Annotated in this window: 15 protein-coding genes; 5 read left to right on the forward strand and 10 right to left on the reverse strand. The window is 47.8% G+C overall.

Annotated features, from left to right (window positions below):
• Positions 1 to 4 precede the first annotated feature (4 nt).
• Positions 5 to 1870 (forward strand): bifunctional homocysteine S-methyltransferase/methylenetetrahydrofolate reductase, encoded by a 1866-nt coding sequence (locus HP568_RS04935; protein WP_048032428.1) that lies wholly within the window; start codon positions 5 to 7, stop codon positions 1868 to 1870.
• 62 nt (positions 1871 to 1932) lie between these two features.
• Here HP568_RS04935 and HP568_RS04940 read toward each other — a convergent pair whose 3' ends face one another.
• The 6 genes from HP568_RS04940 to HP568_RS04965 all read right to left on the reverse strand — a co-directional run bounded on the left by HP568_RS04940 (position 1933) and on the right by HP568_RS04965 (position 7488).
• Positions 1933 to 2919, reverse strand: a complete 987-nt coding sequence (locus HP568_RS04940) for a phosphotransferase (RefSeq protein WP_173628498.1) — start codon at positions 2917 to 2919, stop codon at positions 1933 to 1935.
• 73 nt (positions 2920 to 2992) lie between these two features.
• Complete coding sequence (locus tag HP568_RS04945) at positions 2993 to 3571, reverse strand: mismatch-specific DNA-glycosylase (protein ID WP_173628499.1); 579 nt, start codon at positions 3569 to 3571, stop codon at positions 2993 to 2995.
• Positions 3572 to 3684: 113 nt separating this feature from the next.
• Complete coding sequence (locus HP568_RS04950) at positions 3685 to 3834, reverse strand: hypothetical protein (RefSeq protein WP_016739809.1); 150 nt, start codon at positions 3832 to 3834, stop codon at positions 3685 to 3687.
• 131 nt (positions 3835 to 3965) lie between these two features.
• Positions 3966 to 4928 carry a hypothetical protein gene (locus HP568_RS04955; protein ID WP_173628500.1) on the reverse strand — a complete coding sequence of 321 codons (963 nt, stop codon included), beginning with the start codon at positions 4926 to 4928 and terminating at the stop codon, positions 3966 to 3968.
• Positions 4929 to 5071: 143 nt separating this feature from the next.
• Positions 5072 to 5791 (reverse strand): 3-ketoacyl-ACP reductase, encoded by a 720-nt coding sequence (locus HP568_RS04960; RefSeq protein ID WP_173628501.1) that lies wholly within the window; start codon positions 5789 to 5791, stop codon positions 5072 to 5074.
• Between the two features lie 176 nt (positions 5792 to 5967).
• Positions 5968 to 7488, reverse strand: a complete 1521-nt coding sequence (locus HP568_RS04965; RefSeq protein ID WP_173628502.1) for a carboxypeptidase M32 — start codon at positions 7486 to 7488, stop codon at positions 5968 to 5970.
• Positions 7489 to 7763: 275 nt separating this feature from the next.
• On the opposite strand from HP568_RS04965, the gene HP568_RS04970 reads away from it, so the two are divergent.
• Both HP568_RS04970 and HP568_RS04975 read left to right on the forward strand, forming a co-directional pair.
• Positions 7764 to 9362 (forward strand): peptide chain release factor 3, encoded by a 1599-nt coding sequence (locus tag HP568_RS04970; protein WP_048032435.1) that lies wholly within the window; start codon positions 7764 to 7766, stop codon positions 9360 to 9362.
• 70 nt (positions 9363 to 9432) lie between these two features.
• A complete protein-coding gene (locus HP568_RS04975) occupies positions 9433 to 10029 on the forward strand; it encodes a histidine phosphatase family protein (protein WP_173628503.1) in 597 nt (198 codons plus the stop codon).
• Here HP568_RS04975 and HP568_RS04980 read toward each other — a convergent pair.
• Genes HP568_RS04980 through HP568_RS04990 form a run of 3 tightly spaced genes read right to left on the reverse strand, consistent with a single transcriptional unit; the run spans position 10026 to position 12255 of the window.
• Positions 10026 to 10565 (reverse strand): GNAT family N-acetyltransferase, encoded by a 540-nt coding sequence (locus HP568_RS04980; RefSeq protein WP_173628504.1) that lies wholly within the window; start codon positions 10563 to 10565, stop codon positions 10026 to 10028. The two genes, HP568_RS04975 and HP568_RS04980, sit on opposite strands and share 4 nt — an antisense overlap.
• The gene (locus HP568_RS04985) at positions 10566 to 11654 is read right to left on the reverse strand and encodes a M24 family metallopeptidase (protein ID WP_173628505.1); all 1089 of its coding nucleotides are present in this window, start codon (positions 11652 to 11654) and stop codon (positions 10566 to 10568) included.
• Between the two features lie 49 nt (positions 11655 to 11703).
• Positions 11704 to 12255 (reverse strand): helix-turn-helix domain-containing protein, encoded by a 552-nt coding sequence (locus HP568_RS04990; RefSeq protein WP_048032438.1) that lies wholly within the window; start codon positions 12253 to 12255, stop codon positions 11704 to 11706.
• A gap of 170 nt (positions 12256 to 12425) precedes the next feature.
• Between HP568_RS04990 and HP568_RS04995 the strand changes: the two genes are divergently transcribed.
• Both HP568_RS04995 and HP568_RS05000 read left to right on the forward strand, forming a co-directional pair.
• Positions 12426 to 13574: an MFS transporter gene (locus tag HP568_RS04995; protein WP_048032439.1), complete on the forward strand. Its 1149-nt coding sequence runs from the start codon at positions 12426 to 12428 to the stop codon at positions 13572 to 13574.
• 197 nt (positions 13575 to 13771) lie between these two features.
• Complete coding sequence (locus HP568_RS05000; protein WP_173628506.1) at positions 13772 to 14755, forward strand: ABC transporter substrate-binding protein; 984 nt, start codon at positions 13772 to 13774, stop codon at positions 14753 to 14755.
• A 51-nt stretch (positions 14756 to 14806) separates the two neighbouring features.
• Here HP568_RS05000 and HP568_RS05005 read toward each other — a convergent pair whose 3' ends face one another.
• The gene (locus tag HP568_RS05005; protein ID WP_048032441.1) at positions 14807 to 15601 is read right to left on the reverse strand and encodes a DUF817 domain-containing protein; all 795 of its coding nucleotides are present in this window, start codon (positions 15599 to 15601) and stop codon (positions 14807 to 14809) included.
• Positions 15602 to 15629: the final 28 nt, after the last annotated feature.

Raw genomic sequence — 15629 nt, forward strand, 5'->3', positions numbered from 1 at the left:
TGAGTTGACGACGAGAAAGAAAGATTTACGAGCCTATTTGAAAGACCACTTGCTAGTCGGAGATGGTGCGATGGCGACCCAGCTGCACGGGCTGGGCGTCCCGGTTGGCGTCAGCTTTGAGGAGCTGTGTTTATCCAATCCTCGTTTGGTACATGAAGTTCATACGTCCTACTATCAGGCCGGTGCACGTTTCCTGGAGACAAATACGTATTCTGCCAACCGAGATGCGTTGAGTCGTTACGGTCTGGAGCATAAGGTAGCACGGATTAACCGGCTCGCAGTCGCTATTGCACGGGAAGCCGCACAGGATGATGCTTATGTGGCTGGAAGCATCGGATCGATTTTGGCTGGACGGGTAAAGAAAAAGGTTTTGGATGAATACCGTGACCAGTATGAGGAACAGGCGATTGCACTGTTGCATGCGGGGGTAGACGGACTGATTCTGGAGACGTTCCTGGACTTGGAGGAGCTGCTTCTGGCGATTGAGGTAATCCGTCCACTCACAGATGTACCTGTAATCGCGCAGTTAGCCACATTGGAAGTAGGGCGCACACGTGATGGTTACGCTCTGACAGACGCTTTTTCCGAGCTGAAAGCCGCAGGCGCTGACGTGATCGGACTGAACTGTCGCCTTGGTCCCGCTGAATTACTACGCTCGTTTGAAAATACAGTGATACCAGAAGATGCACTCTTATCCGTATTCCCGAATGCGGGTCGTCTGGGGATGACTGACGGAGAATACGCTTTTAAATCATCACCTGAATATTTTGGACAAAGTGCACTTCGCTTGCGTGAGCAGGGGGTACGCTTGATTGGTGGATGTTGCGGAACCACACCTGCACATGTGAAGGCGATTGCGGATGCACTTGAGTCACTTGAGCCGCAAGCGCGTGTGAACCCAACCATCGTGGCTGGAGATCGTCCTTCGATTTCTGTGCAGAACACGAGGGAGAGGGAGAAACCAAGCATTGTCGAGCGCGTAAAAACAGCAACGACGATTATTGTCGAGTTTGATCCGCCGCGTGATCTGGATGCAGACCAATTTCTAGACGGATGCTGCGAGCTGCACAAAGCAGGAGCGGATGCCATTACGCTGGCGGATAACTCGTTGGCGACCGTGCGGATGAGCAACATGGCTCTCGGGGCACTCATGAAGGGCAGGCATGGAATCGATCCGCTCTTGCACATTGCTTGCCGCGACCGCAATCTGATTGGGCAGCAATCGCACTTAATGGGGCTGCACGCTTTGGGGATCGATCAAATATTGGTGATTACTGGCGATCCATCGCGTTTTGGGGACTTGCCAGGTGCCAGCTCGGTATTTGATGTAACCTCGTTTGATCTGATTCGCATGGTGAAGCAGTTGAACGAAGGTGTTTCGTTCTCAGGACGTCCGTTAAAGCAAAAAGCCCAGTTCATCGTGGGCGCAGCCTTTAACCCGAATGTCCGAAATATGGATGCTGCCGTTGCGCGTTTGGAAAAGAAGGTCGAGGCAGGCGCGGATTACATTATGACGCAACCTGTGTACGATGCTGAGTCCATTCGGAATGTGTACGAGGCGACGAAGCATATCGGCATTCCTGTCTTTATCGGGATCATGCCGCTGACCAGCTCGCGCAATGCGGAGTTCCTGCATAATGAAGTGCCGGGAATCAAGCTGTCGACAGAGGCTCTCGACCGGATGAAAAAGGTACAGGGAGAGGCCGCCCGACAGGAAGGAATCGCGATCGCGAAGGAATTGGTAGACACGGCCGTACGTTACTTCAATGGCATCTATCTGATTACACCTTTCAATTATTACGAGATGGCGGCAGAGCTCATTCAATATACGCGCCAGCAAAGCTCATTGGTGAAGCTGGCCCAGATTTAACTGTTTACGCCAGTTAAATAGAGAAGGCCTATGTGTATAGACAGGCTATAGCCTTGTGTCTATTATACATGGGCCTTCATTTCGTCTAACATAAAGGCGGTCTTGAGAGCTTCCCGATTGCAAAACTGTTGGATTTCAGCAAGGCTCATCTGGGCATACAGCTTCTTGCGTAAAAAACGTTCAATAATATGTGGGAAAGCGAGATCGACAAAGAGCAAATGCAGTTGCTCAATCGACAGGGGATTTTCTTGGAGATAGCCACGCAATAAATGAGAGAACAATTCCTCGTTCCACTGATCATTTTTTCGCATAGCAAGGGATAGAACACGGGCAATGTCTTTGGACGGAAAATCGTAACGAACGTCCTCCCAGTCAATGATCGCAATTCTTTGATTACTGACGAGCAAATTCCCATTGTTAAAATCGCCGTGACAGAGAAAGTGGTTGCGCAGTGGTTCCTTTTTCCACTTCGAGAAGTACCGAGAGGATAGCAAATGTTCTTTGGCTGTCTTCCCCGCTTGTTTGAAAAAAGGAAGGTATTCCGCGATAACAGCGTATTTTTGATCTTTCTTCCCGGCATATCGAAGCTCCCACTTCTCAATGGCAGCTAAATCTGCCTTGTACTCACCGGACCATTTTTCTGCGCCATGGTAAAGCTCGCCATACCTGGAGGAAAAACCGAGCGACCTTGCATGAAATTTGCCTAATACGATGCCGATCCGTTCCATTCGAATAGGGGAGTTATACGCAATATTTGCCCAGGATAGCCTTTTATGGAGAACGAGAACCTTTTCTTTATGAGTGATGTAACGCTTATTGTTTTCGGAACGTTGAATGTCGGGGATGAGCACACCGTTTTTGCGCAAATGCGCTTCTGCATTCAAAATGAAATGTAAACGTTCCTTTTCCATAGTGAAAACTTTTCCGATGAATTTGCCATTGGTTGTTTCCAGGTAAATGACAAGTGATTTGGATGTATCCCGAATGGTTTTGTGATGCAAAACAGTCATGGCGTATCTGTTCTGGATTTTTTTGATGAGGTCGTCCACTGCTGATGACCCTCCTTGCAAACAGAGCTACAAGTATTGTACGGAAGAAGAGCAGTGATTGACACAGAAGGAACTATTCACCAGGCAAGGGAAGAGGGTGCCAATTCATCTCGCGTAAAAAATGACTCAGCTCCGTAAACTTGGTGATTCGTTCCTCACGGGTAAAAGATGCGTTAGCCCCACTGGTAGACGGGACGACAAACACATAGCTGCCAGACCAGTCCTCCGTCCCAAAGTACCTGATTGTCTGTAGCCCCAGTGATACTGCTTCTTTCTTTTGTCCGGTCGCGTGACGAAAAGCAGTAATGCCGTTAAAACAAATGACACGAGGTCGGTAGGTCTGGATCATTTGGACGAACAGCTCTGCACCTGTGGCATAATCCTCATTACGCAGGTCTGTTGCGGAGCGGGTAGGACGTGAGACCAGATCGGTAATTCCATAGTTGTAATCTAAAAGGGTAGCGGTTTCCTCGGGCAAGAGCTTGTGAGGGGTCAGGCCGCCTTCGTACAATCCGCGCCAAAACAGGTTGGCTGGATTGGCGTAGTGGAAACCGGTCGTAGCCGATATACGTCCTGGATTGATACCGCAAAATAAAACCGCCAAATCGCGGCGAATGTATGTGGGCAACCATTTTTCTGTGAACTCGACCAAATCGACTCCTCCTGTTTACCACATTGTAGCACATCAGTGAGCGCTTTCAGAAAGGAGCAAAAAAAGCTGCCAGATTCGGCAGCTTCAGGTTATATTGGATCAAGTATTGGATCTTATAACTGGGGAAGCGGATACGGCAGCACTTGCTGTGGCTCATTGAACGTGAATTGCTCCATTTCATTCCGGACGTATCTTTTCGTCTCGAATGGAACGACTTCTTGTTCTTCATTCCCCCACAACCAATTCGACAGCATTTGTATCATAAGGATACCCTCCACTTTGTGGAAATGTTTTACATGTTCATCATACTCCAGTTGAGGGCATTTTTGGTTGGGCAGGTGTGAATAAGGCGTGAAGAAATCGTGGATAGAACGTGAACAAAATTGAAGCGATTTCACGCGGCAATGATTTGAAAAGCGAAATCCAAAACCTGCTCCTGTGTTAGTCTGTCATTGGCTCGTATGTGTATGTGATAGTCATATTGCGACTGCTTCCAGTGTATCTGCCATGCTGGAACTGTTGTTGCCTGCTTACATAAAATGACTTCTGTATTTGAAACGTTTCGCTTCTCCATGTTCCATTTTGTCCGTGTTCCCAGACTTTTACCTACGGTAAGTGGAAAGGGGCTTCCCAAAGACTTGGGAGCCTGCCAAACCCATATGCAATCGGTTAGATTATCACGGTCACGGTACAAGAATTGATACTCCATGCCATCAGCATGTTGGTAACTTCCTGCTGAATCACAGAGGAAGGATTGCAAATGCTTTGGAAAGGGTAGAGATGGGGCGGATACATCTCTGTCTTCGAGAAAAGATGAGCTTAGCCATTTTACACGATTGATCGGATCGTCTTCACTCCAGCGAGGAACTCGGAATCTGGCCGTATGACTCGTTAACGCGAAAGATTTCTGACCGATTTCATGAATGGCTTCATGTACAGAGGGGACTAAGCCTTCCAAGAATGAAAGCAACTCCTCTTCCTCAAAGTGTCCTTCTTGTACAGACAATTCTATTTGTGTAAACCATCGCGCATGAGCTGCTGCAACATTTCCTTTATAATCGATACCTACAAAGCCAGCGATATTGTGCAAGACAAATGGCTCACCTTGACTAACCAGATTTGAATCTGCATGTATTCCCGGGATGGACCAATCATAAAAAAATTGCTTGATGCGAAAGGAGCGGTTGGTTCCTGAGATTTCAAAACGTATGGATGAGCGCACGGTAGGTGTTTCTTTTCTGACACTAATAGCTGATACTTTTGTGCCGAATGGAAGCAGGGTTGGCTCAAGGATGACAAAATTGACATAGGCTTGTGCCTCATGAAAAGAAGAAGTTGTAAGCAAGTGTTTTTGCAAAGGAAAACCTCCTTTTTTAACAAATGATACTTAATTATTTAAATAGTTCCTTATTTGTTGGGGAAATCCTTTTTCTAAAGAAAAAAGCGAAAAGAAATCCGCCTGTACGAGCGGACTCTTTTCGCTTTTTTGCCATGCCATTTCTATGGATTGGTGGACCAAAGTCCAGCGGATTTTACAAAGATGCGTTTGTTCAGCTTCAACTGGCTAACCACGAACTCAGCAATATCCTCAGGCTGCATGGTCCTTTCTGGATTTCCGTCGGTCAGACCCAAGTCAATTGCCATATCGGTTGCTACTGTGCTAGGCGTAAGCGCCGTTACGCGAATGTTGTGTTTGCGAACCTCGAGAGCCAACGATTCAGTCAGACCAAGAACACCAAACTTGGATGCACTGTACGCGCTGGTGACAGGAGCTCCTTTTTGCCCCGCAGTGGAGGAGATGTTGATAATGTCACCGGAGTTCTGGTCAATCATGCCAGGGAGTACAGCGCGAGTCACGTAGTACACACCCATCAGATTGACTTGGATGATTTGCTCCCATTCGCTGGTTTCCAGCTCCAGGAATTTACCGAATTTAGCGACGCCTGCATTGTTGAGCAGGATATCAATTTGACCCAGTTCATTTTTGATAGAGGTAACCGCTGTCGTGACGTCATCATAGTTGGAAACGTCTGCTGTCGCAATCGCGACCTTCACGCCGTATGCTTCTACTTCCTTGGCTACTTGCTTCAAATTTTCCTCAGAGCGAGCCAAGAGGCCGAGATTTACGCCTTCTTTTGCCAACGCAATTGCAGTAGCGCGACCGATGCCTTTACCTGCTCCTGTAATGATTGCGGTTTTTCCTTTTAGATCGATAGCCAATCGATAACACTCCTTTTTCAAGACAATAGGAATCTCATGTATATTGTGCAGTGTACTATCATTTATCCGCGGGGGGAAGGATGCACTTTTATGTACGTAGGTTACGAAAGGTAACTGATAAAATGAAAATGTCCTCCCTGAGCAGGGAGAACATTGGATACCAAGGGTAGAACTGCTTACAGCTTGTATACGTCTGTGTATTTTTTCTCCAGATAATTCATCAAGTAAGTCGCATTTGTACCTTCGCCTGTAATTGCTTGGACGAGTTCACGAGGGCTCTTCATTTTACCGTACTGATGAATTTTTTCCTTGAGCCACTCACGGATCGGAGCGAAATCGCCTTTTGCGATCAGCTCTTCGTAGCCGTTGATCTCCCGCTCCATAACGTGGACGAATTGTGCCGCATACACATTACCCAGCGAGTAAGTAGGGAAGTAACCGATCATTCCGCCTGACCAGTGTACATCCTGAAGCACACCCAGTGCATCTGTCGGTGGCTCAACACCGAGGTATTCTTTCATTTTTTCATTCCAGATTTTTGGCAGATCAGCTACTTGAATGGTTTGATTGATCAAGCCTTTCTCGATTTCGTAGCGGATCATGACATGCAGGTTGTACGTCAACTCATCTGCTTCAGTCCGGATAAAGGAAGGAGTAACAGCGTTAACCGCACGATGCAGGTCTTCTACAGACACACCCTCGAATTGGGTAGGGAACGCTTTTTGCAAGTCAGCGAAAAAGTGATTCCAGAACGGCAGACTGCGTCCGACCATGTTTTCCCAGTAGCGGGATTGAGATTCGTGAATCCCCATGGAGGTACCATCGCACAGAGGAGTGAACAGCAAGTCAGGATTGATATTCTGCTCATACATCGCGTGGCCAGCCTCGTGAATACAACTGAAGAGCGCAGAATTGAAATCATTTTCAGCGTAGCGCGTCGTAATGCGGACATCACCAGGGTTGAAGGTGGTGCAGAATGGATGAGCACTGCGATCCATGCGGCCAGACTTGAAGTCGTACCCGATTTTCTCGAGGATATAACGGCTGAATGTTTCCTGGTCTGCCACTGGGAAGTTTTTCGTCAAGAATGATGTGTCTGGTTTGTTCGGGGAGTCGGCGATCGCTTTTACCAGCTTGACCGTTTTCTCGCGCAAGGTGGCAAAGATCGGATCGAGCTGATCGACAGTCATGCCAGGCTCATACATGTCCAAGAGGGTGTTGTACTTGTTTTTGCCGTCATGACCCCAATACTCGATGAACTCGAGCTGGAAGTTCACGATTTTCTCTAGGTACGGCTGGAACATGGAAAAGTCGTTGTTGGCACGAGCTTCTTCCCACACTGTTTCAGCCTTAGCGGTCAGCACGACGTACGCTTGATGTCTGTCAGCAGGAATTTTCCTGTTGCGGTCAAATTCCTTTTTGCATTCCAGCACACTATGACGGGTAATTTCATCCAATGTTTCGAGGACAGATGGCTCACTCAGCTCCGTCAAAAGCGCTTCCATTTCTTTAGACGTCGCCAGCTTGAATTGCTCGCCAGCCAATGTCCCGATGATTTCGGAACGGGCATCCATACCATTGCGAGGCGCTTGTGTAGCCTTGTCCCAATAAAGAACGTTCAGCGCTTGCGTGTAGCTGGTTATTTTCTTCACATAGTCACGAAATTCGGCCGCACGTGTTTCCACAGTCGTTGACATAGGGTTCCTCCTATCGTTTTGTTATATCTTGGTAAACAATATGTAAGTCATGCAGTCAAAAAATTTTTACTACTGAAATATTATAACGGTTTTTAGGAAGCTTGGCTACGCAAAGCCTTGTACGTGGCCTTTGTTGCGCTTATACTATCATCCTTGAAATCATTATTTTTGCCGAAAGTAGATGAAAAATTACGAGGTGGATGCGGCAAGCATTTGTCGGTATAATCGTAGAGGAAACGAAAGTGTTACTTATTTGCGATGACAGGAGAATGAAGATGAGTCAATCCAATCCCCAATGGGAAAATGAGATAGCAAAACGCCGTACCTTCGCCATCATCTCCCACCCGGATGCGGGTAAAACGACAATGACGGAAAAGCTGCTCTACTACGGCGGAGCCATCCGTGAAGCAGGGATGGTCAAAGGGCGCAAAAATTCCAAGCACGCCACCTCCGACTGGATGGAGATCGAGAAAAAGCGTGGAATCTCCGTTACGTCCAGTGCGATGGATTTCGAATACAACGGACATCACATCAACATTTTGGATACACCTGGTCACCAGGACTTCAGTGAAGATACGTACCGCACGCTGACGGCTGCTGACGCTGCTGTGATGATTATCGACGTAGCAAAAGGGGTAGAGGCACAGACGATCAAGCTGTTCAAGGTCTGTCGGATGCGGGGTATTCCAATCTTTACGTTTGTGAACAAGCTGGACCGTCACGGTAAAGATCCATTCGAGCTCTTGGAAGAAATTGAGCGCGTACTGGGTATTCGTTCTTATCCAATGAACTGGCCGATTGGGATGGGCAGCTATTTCAGCGGCGTATTTGACCGCATGAAGTCTCGTGTCGAGATGTATCAAAGTAATACACAGCACGAGGACATTTCCTTTTTCCCTGTAGAGGGAGCAGAAGATCCACTGATCGGTGAGCGTGTCGGTCAAGAACTGTGGCAGCAATTGCAGGACGAAATCTCCCTGCTGGATGTTGCAGGAGATGAATACGATCCTGAACTGATCAACAAAGGGCAACTGACGCCTGTTTTCTTCGGTAGTGCCATCAATAACTTCGGTGTACAAACATTCCTGGACAACTTCCTGCAAATGGCACCAGCACCTTCTGCGAAGAAAAGTACAGAAGGCTTGATCGATCCGTATTCGAACGCGTTTTCCGGCTTCATCTTTAAAATCCAAGCCAACATGAATCCAGCTCACCGAGATCGCATCGCTTTCTTGCGTATTTGCTCCGGCAAGTTTGAGCGGGGAATGTCAGTCAAGCACGTCCGTCTTGGCAAAGACATCAAATTGGCACAGCCGGTACAGTTTATGGCACAGGACCGCGAAATAGTCGATGAATCGTTCGCGGGAGATGTCATCGGTCTTTTTGACCCAGGCATTTTCCAGATCGGCGATACACTCTGCGTCGGAAAATCGTTTGAGTACGAAGAAATGCCGCACTTCTCGCCGGAGTTTTTCTCCAAGGTGATGGTGAAGGACGCCATGAAGCACAAGCAATTCCAAAAAGGGATCATGCAGTTGACCGAGGAAGGAACGGTGCAGTTATTCCGTACCCATCCGATGGAAGAACTGATTCTTGGCGTGGTAGGTGTACTGCAGTTCGAGGTACTGGAATACCGTTTGAAAGCCGAGTACGGGGTAGACATCATGCTGACGCGTATGCCGTATCAAATCGCTCGCTGGCTCGAAGGGGAGAAAGCAGACCTCGATGTTGTCAAGAACAGAACCGTTTCTGACCGTTATGGCCGTCCGGTTATGCTGTTTGAGAGCGAGTACCAGTTGCGTGTCGCGATGGATAAGTACTCGAATATCAAGTTCCACGAAAGTTCTCTTGGCTTGAAATCCGTTCATTCTTAATTGAAAAAGGAAATGCAGGGCCTCCCGTTCACGGTGAGGCCCTCTTTATCCCTCAGGAGGAGGCAATACAATGCAAATTTTGTTGATTCGACATGGACAATCCGAAGCTGACATTTTGAATGTACATGAAGGTAAGGCAGATTTTTCTTTGACAGAAGAAGGCCGTAAACAGGTACGGCTCATGGCAGCACGTGTTCTAGAGCAGTTTCCTCCAGAATTTATTTGGGCGAGCACACTCAAGCGAGCCAGTGAGACCGCCTCTATTTTGGCTGAGACAGTGGGTTGTCCGGTTCAGTACATACCCGAGCTGCAAGAGCACAATAATGGGGACCTGGCAGGCAAGCCCTTAGAGGAAGTCCCGTTTCCTTGGGGAATCTTGCCGCACGAAAAGCTGGGCGGAGATGGCGAGAGCAAGATTGAATTCCGCGCACGCGGGGAGCAAATCTATTCCGCAATCAGGCATCTTAGTACTTCCTATAAAAGAATTGCGATTGTTTCCCACGGAGGCATGATCTCAAGAATCATCGAAAGCTTCTTGCAACTGCCTGTCTTGCACGACATTTACTTTGCCACAGGCGACACTGGTATCCACTTGTTGGAGTATAACGAATACGGACGTCTGATCCATTTCACCAATTCTACGACTCACTTGGACAGCATAGCCTAGAATTCGATGGCAAAAAACCTGACCTCCTTCGTATCATTGGAAAGGGTGATCATCCCTTTTTCTTGCAGACCGATTTTCTTTAGAAGATTGGCAGAAGACTCATTATCGGGGTTGGTGATTGCTACGATGCGCTGTAAGCCGACAACTTCTTTTCCGTGGGCAAGAACCGCAGAGGCTGCCTCATACGCGTAGCCTTTACCCCAGTATGCAGGAAGAAAGGCAAAACCGATATCAACATCCTCCAACGAATCTCTCTTAATCAGTCCACATAAACCGATCGGAACATTTCCTTCCTTCAGTTCAGTCATATACAGACCAAAGCCAAGACTCTCGTACATTGCGACAGCACCATTCAAAATATAGTTGCGGGCGTCTTCCGTTGTACGAAGACCACGATCGCCAATAAATCGAATCCAAGAAGGTTCATTCATCAGTTTCAAGACAAAATCAGCGTCTTCGGCCGTTTGCCAGCGGAGGATGAGACGATCTGTTTCCAGCACTTTCAATGGAACGACACCAGCCTTTTCTTTTATCATTTATCCGATGATTTGCAACTCTTTGGGAAAAGACGTCAATACTTCTACGCCATCCTTCGTGACGAGCACATTGTCTTCAATACGGATGCCACCGATCTGCGAATGATAAATGCCCGGTTCAATCGTGAAAACCATGCCTGGGATGAGTTCTCCTGCTGCCTGGCTGTGAACGTACGGGGCCTCATGAAGCTCCAATCCGATCCCGTGGCCTACACGATTGATGAAAAATTCTCCATAGCCCCGGTCCGCAATGACAGCTCGTGCAGCTAGGTCTACATCTGCGATCGGAGCCCCCGGGTGAACGGCCTGTATCCCGGCCAAATTCGCTTGCAAGACTGTATCGTACATGTCTAGCAATTCCGCACCCAGTTGACCAACTGCAAAAGTACGAGTCAGATCCGATACATACCCATCGACATACACCCCTGCGTCAATCAACAAAACTTCTCCTGCCTGAATCAGCCGATTCCCCGGGTCACCATGGGGCAGTGCTGCTTTTTCTCCAGCCAGTACAATCGTGGAAAAGGAAGGGCCTTGGGCTTTTAGCTTTTTCATCTGGTATTCCAGCTCTGCGACGACGTCCAGCTCCGTCATTCCTACGGATATCAGGGGGAGCGTACGGCGTAGGGATTCCTCCATCACCCAAATCGCTCGCTTGATAGTTGCGATTTCGGATTCATCCTTAGCCACGCGTATATTGCACAGCAATTCTCCGACATCTATTGCTTCTATAGCTTGCACGATCGATACGAGCGACTCATATGTTTTCGCTGTCAAATGGTTCTTCTCCACACCAATGTGAGAGAGGGGAGTCGGCAGCAAATGCTTGAGCACGGTTAGCGCATCCTGTGAATCGTCATGCGTGTAAATCATAATGGCAGGACAAGCCTCCCGTGCTTTTTCACCGTCCAGCAATGGAACGAAGATGAAGGGGGACTCGCCTCTCACTAAAACGAGACCCATAAAACGTTCATGTGGCTCTGTCAAAAATCCGGTAAAATAGTACACGTTTTTGGGGTGCGTAATAATCAATGCGTCCAGTTTCCTGCTTTCCATATACGCGTGCAGCTTTTCCAATCTTTCCTGCATCCAGATCACCCTTTTTTATTGGTAGACAATGCGGAAACGACACGTTGTGTTAGGTTCTAAAAATAACAGGCGTCAAAACGGACAGGATCTCGGCTTCTTCAACAGTGGAAGGATTGTACCACGTATGAAGGAGAGAGGAAGGGAAGTGAATCGTGTCTCCTTGCTCGAGATGGTATTCCGTTTCGTCGACGACGATGGTGACACATCCTTTTACGACATAGTAAAACTCTTCACCGGGATGCTGAAAGGCGACATGCTTCGTCTGTCCGGGTGGCAACACGTTGAGGAGAGGCTCAAGCGCCCTGTCAGGAAAATTCCCACCGATTCGAACGTACTTCACAGGTGACCCTTCAATCTGCAACGTTTTACGCTTTGCTATGGGCGTGTGGTACGTAACATCTTTTTCTACTTCAAAGAAGTACGTAATGGGGACGCCCAGACATTCCGCAATTTTTTGCAGAGAAGTAATCGCGAGCGAGCTGTTACCACGCTCTACTTGCGATAAGAAACTGACGGAGAATCCTGATTTCTCACTTAAATCCTTTAATGTAAGCTCCTGCTGTATACGAAGCGCTCGTATTTTTTTGTAAACTTGCTCCAAAAAGTCACCTCCTGCACAAAAACGATTACAGTAATACAGTAAATATTACGGCAATACAAAATTAATTGCTACACTTATTCTGAATCTTCCTTCTTCTTTTTGTATCCTACTTGTACCATTCCCTTCATATACTGGGACAAAGACAGGCCGTTTGAGAGGAAGGGAATGCTTTGAGGGCTCTCTTGTTAGTGGTTTTGTTTCTGGTTGCCTTTGACATGCACGCGCAGACGCCTCTTCTTGCGCCGTATTTAAACGTATTGGGTGTATCCGCTGCGATGATCGGCTTCGTGCTCGGCGGTTATGCGATCAGCAATTTGACAGGAAACCTGCTCGCTGGCCCTTTTCTCGATCGCTATCCGAAAAAATGGTTTATTGCAGGTGGATTGATTTTGGCTGGGGTGATGCTGATTGGTCAAGGCATCGTGCAAAATACCGCGGGTTTCTTTACCTTTCGTCTGATGCTCGGGTTCTTGATGGCGTTTGTATCGCCTGCTTGTTCTGCCTTGCTCGGAGAAACAGGGAAGACGGCACTTGAGCAGGGCGAGATCATGGGCAAAAAGGGATTGGTCCTTACCTCGGCAGGTATCGTATCCCCGGCAGTCGGTAGCTTTTTGGCGGTGCAGTTCGGCTATGGTCAATCGTTCGTAATTCTTGGCTACATGATGATCATTGCTGGTGTTTTCGCATGGATGATGCTGCCGGATAGAGTAGAGGGAAGCACGCCATCCCCGCCACGGATCAAAGGTGGAGGCAAGAAGAGCCTTACCGCCATCCTGGAAAATCGAATGCTGTACCCTGCGTTTCTTGGGGGATTTGCGATCATTTACGCTCAGGGAACGATCATCTACGAAGTGCCCTTGCTCATCCAAAGACAAGGGCTGTCCCCGGCTGTTACTGGCATATTGTTCAGTTTGAAAGGATTGGGGGCCCTTGCGATTTTGTGCCAGTTTTGGCTACATCGTGTACCCGTTGAGACGAGAACATTTGCTGGATTGGGTGTGCTTAGCCTTCTTTTGTACGCCCTCGCAATCGGTTTGGCGATTCCGATTCATGTGATGATGTTTTTCTTCGGTGCGTGCTTTGGGATGCTGTTCCCGGCTTTTGCGACCATTTTGACGGTACATTCACCCCGAGAGCAATACGGTAGCGTGTTTAGTATTTACTCAGCGGTATTGTCGATCGGTGCGGTATTGAGCCCAGTATTGGCAGGCTTGCTGGGGAATTGGCACCATTCGTACTTCATTGCGTTTTTTGTAACAGCCGGTGTTTGTCTGATTGGGGGACTGCATCGATTCTTGTTAAGCGGGGTTCCGCGATAAGGCTGCAAGACGGATAGAAGAGGGACTTTCTGCTTCGCAGGCAGGAGGTCTTTTTTCGTTTCGATAAACAAAAAGTTGAGCATCTCAGCATAATCCGTTATAATACCCATTGTGATTTTGATTATTATTCTCATTGTGAGTGTGGTCGAGTTAGCAAGATTGGCTTGATGACAAGGCACAGATGGAGGAACAAACGTATGAAGAAAATAACGAAACATTCGATAGCCAGCATGGTATTAGCAAGCTTAGTGCTCATTGTGAGTGCTTGCTCTGGCCAGCAGAACCCTTCAAGTCCAGAGACACAAGCGGGCAACAGCCAGACCGCGGCACCAGCGGCGGAAGCTCCACGGGTATTGAAGGATGCGATGGGAAATGAAGTAACAGTTCCAGCTCAACCGCAACGCGTGATCGCTTCTTATCTGGAGGATCATTTAGTAGCGCTGGGAGTGAAGCCAGTTGCTCAATGGTCAGTAGGGAACAGCCAGGTACAAGGCTACCTGCAAAAAGAGCTGGCGGGTATTCCAGCGATTCCTTATGATCTGCCGCCAGAGGTCGTGATGAGCCACAGCCCCGACCTGATTATTTTGGAAAGCGCATCCCTGATCCAAGGGGATAAGTATAGCCAGTACTCGAAAATCGCTCCTACTTACACCATTGGAAAAGAAAAGAACAGCGATTGGCGTAAAGAGCTCCTGACAGTAGGAGAAGTCCTCAACAAGGGAGAAGAAGCGAAGAAAGTGCTGGCAGATTATGAGACATTTGCAACCGAGTCCAAACAAAAGCTGCAGCAAGCGATCGGGGAAAAATCAGCGGCTGCACTGTGGATGACGGGGAAAAATGTGTACGTAGCACGTCAGGACTTGTCTAGCGGAGATGTGCTCTACAAGGACCTCGGGTTTAAGGCTCCTGCCATCGTTCAGGAAATCTCCAAGTCAGGAGAAGCAAACTGGAACGCGATCTCTATGGAGAAATTGGCTGAACTCGATGCCGAGTACTTGTTTATCGTAACCAGTAATCCAACTGCTGTGGAACAGCTACAAAAAGATCCAGTCTGGGCGAATATCCCTGCTGTGAAGAATGGAAATGCCTATACGTTTGCGAAAGATTCCAGTTGGCTGTACACAGGCGTCATTGCCAACCGCCAAATGATTGAGAATGTACTGAGCAACGTTAGTAAGTAAGAAGCGAAAGCCTATCCACCCTTTGACGTTTCGTAAGAGTGGATAGGCTTTTTACATGTGTTTCTTGCTATCATGGGACTGGGATCTTCTGGATTTTACGTGCTTCAATTCCGCCACGATAATGAAGCTCACGATGACAAGTAAAAACCACGAGCTGATTTTACTGAGATGCACGAGCTCCCAGCCTGCTTTTTGATTCGGATAATTCCAGGCGCCGAGGAACGTTGCTATATTTTCCGCAATCCAAATGAAAAAACCGATCAAAAAGTAACCAAGAGGGATAGGCATGAAAAATCGCTCGTTCGCGACGCTAAAATAAACACGTGTTTTCCAGAAGACAATGAAAATCGCTGCCATCAGCACCCAACGCAAATCCCAAATATAATGGTGGGTGAAAAAGTTCAGATAAATCATGGCGCCCAAAATGGTGGCGATAATCTGATTCGGCCAGCCAGAGAGAGAGACCTCAAGTCGGCGCCACGCTTGACATAAGTAGCTCGCGACACTGGCGTACATGAACCCACTGTAAAGAGGAACGCCAAACACCTTACTGTACGCATCCTCTGGATAGCTCCAAGATCCCATATGTACCTTGAATATTTCCAAGCACAGCCCGATTACATGAAAGACCGTGATAACCTTCAATTCGTCCCGAGACTCCAAGCCACTTTTCACCATGAAGATCTGGAAGAGTAGGCAGAGCAAAAGCAGGAGGTCATACCTCGGCAAACCAGGAATGGTGACGAGCTTGGATAAGGCCAATGAAGCAAAAATAAAGACTGGAAACAAGCAAGACATGGCTTCTTGATAGCCGAAATGAAGCAATAAACGAATATATCGTATCATTTGTCTGTCCTTTACGTTTACGAAAGAG

The organism is Brevibacillus sp. MS2.2, from assembly GCF_013284345.1.
Classification (GTDB): Bacteria; Bacillota; Bacilli; order Brevibacillales; family Brevibacillaceae; genus Brevibacillus; species Brevibacillus brevis_C.

What these genes read in the sequence shown, in the direction of transcription:
- HP568_RS04950 (WP_016739809.1), bottom strand. Translation starts at nt 3,834, where the DNA reads ATGATACAAATGCTGTCGAATTGGTTGTGGGGGAATGAAGAACAAGAA.
- HP568_RS04965 (WP_173628502.1), bottom strand. Translation starts at nt 7,488, where the DNA reads ATGTCAACGACTGTGGAAACACGTGCGGCCGAATTTCGTGACTATGTG.
- HP568_RS04970 (WP_048032435.1), top strand. Translation starts at nt 7,764, where the DNA reads ATGAGTCAATCCAATCCCCAATGGGAAAATGAGATAGCAAAACGCCGT.
- HP568_RS04975 (WP_173628503.1), top strand. Translation starts at nt 9,433, where the DNA reads ATGCAAATTTTGTTGATTCGACATGGACAATCCGAAGCTGACATTTTG.
- HP568_RS04980 (WP_173628504.1), bottom strand. Translation starts at nt 10,565, where the DNA reads ATGATAAAAGAAAAGGCTGGTGTCGTTCCATTGAAAGTGCTGGAAACA.
- HP568_RS04985 (WP_173628505.1), bottom strand. Translation starts at nt 11,654, where the DNA reads ATGCAGGAAAGATTGGAAAAGCTGCACGCGTATATGGAAAGCAGGAAA.
- HP568_RS05000 (WP_173628506.1), top strand. Translation starts at nt 13,772, where the DNA reads ATGAAGAAAATAACGAAACATTCGATAGCCAGCATGGTATTAGCAAGC.
- HP568_RS05005 (WP_048032441.1), bottom strand. Translation starts at nt 15,601, where the DNA reads ATGATACGATATATTCGTTTATTGCTTCATTTCGGCTATCAAGAAGCC.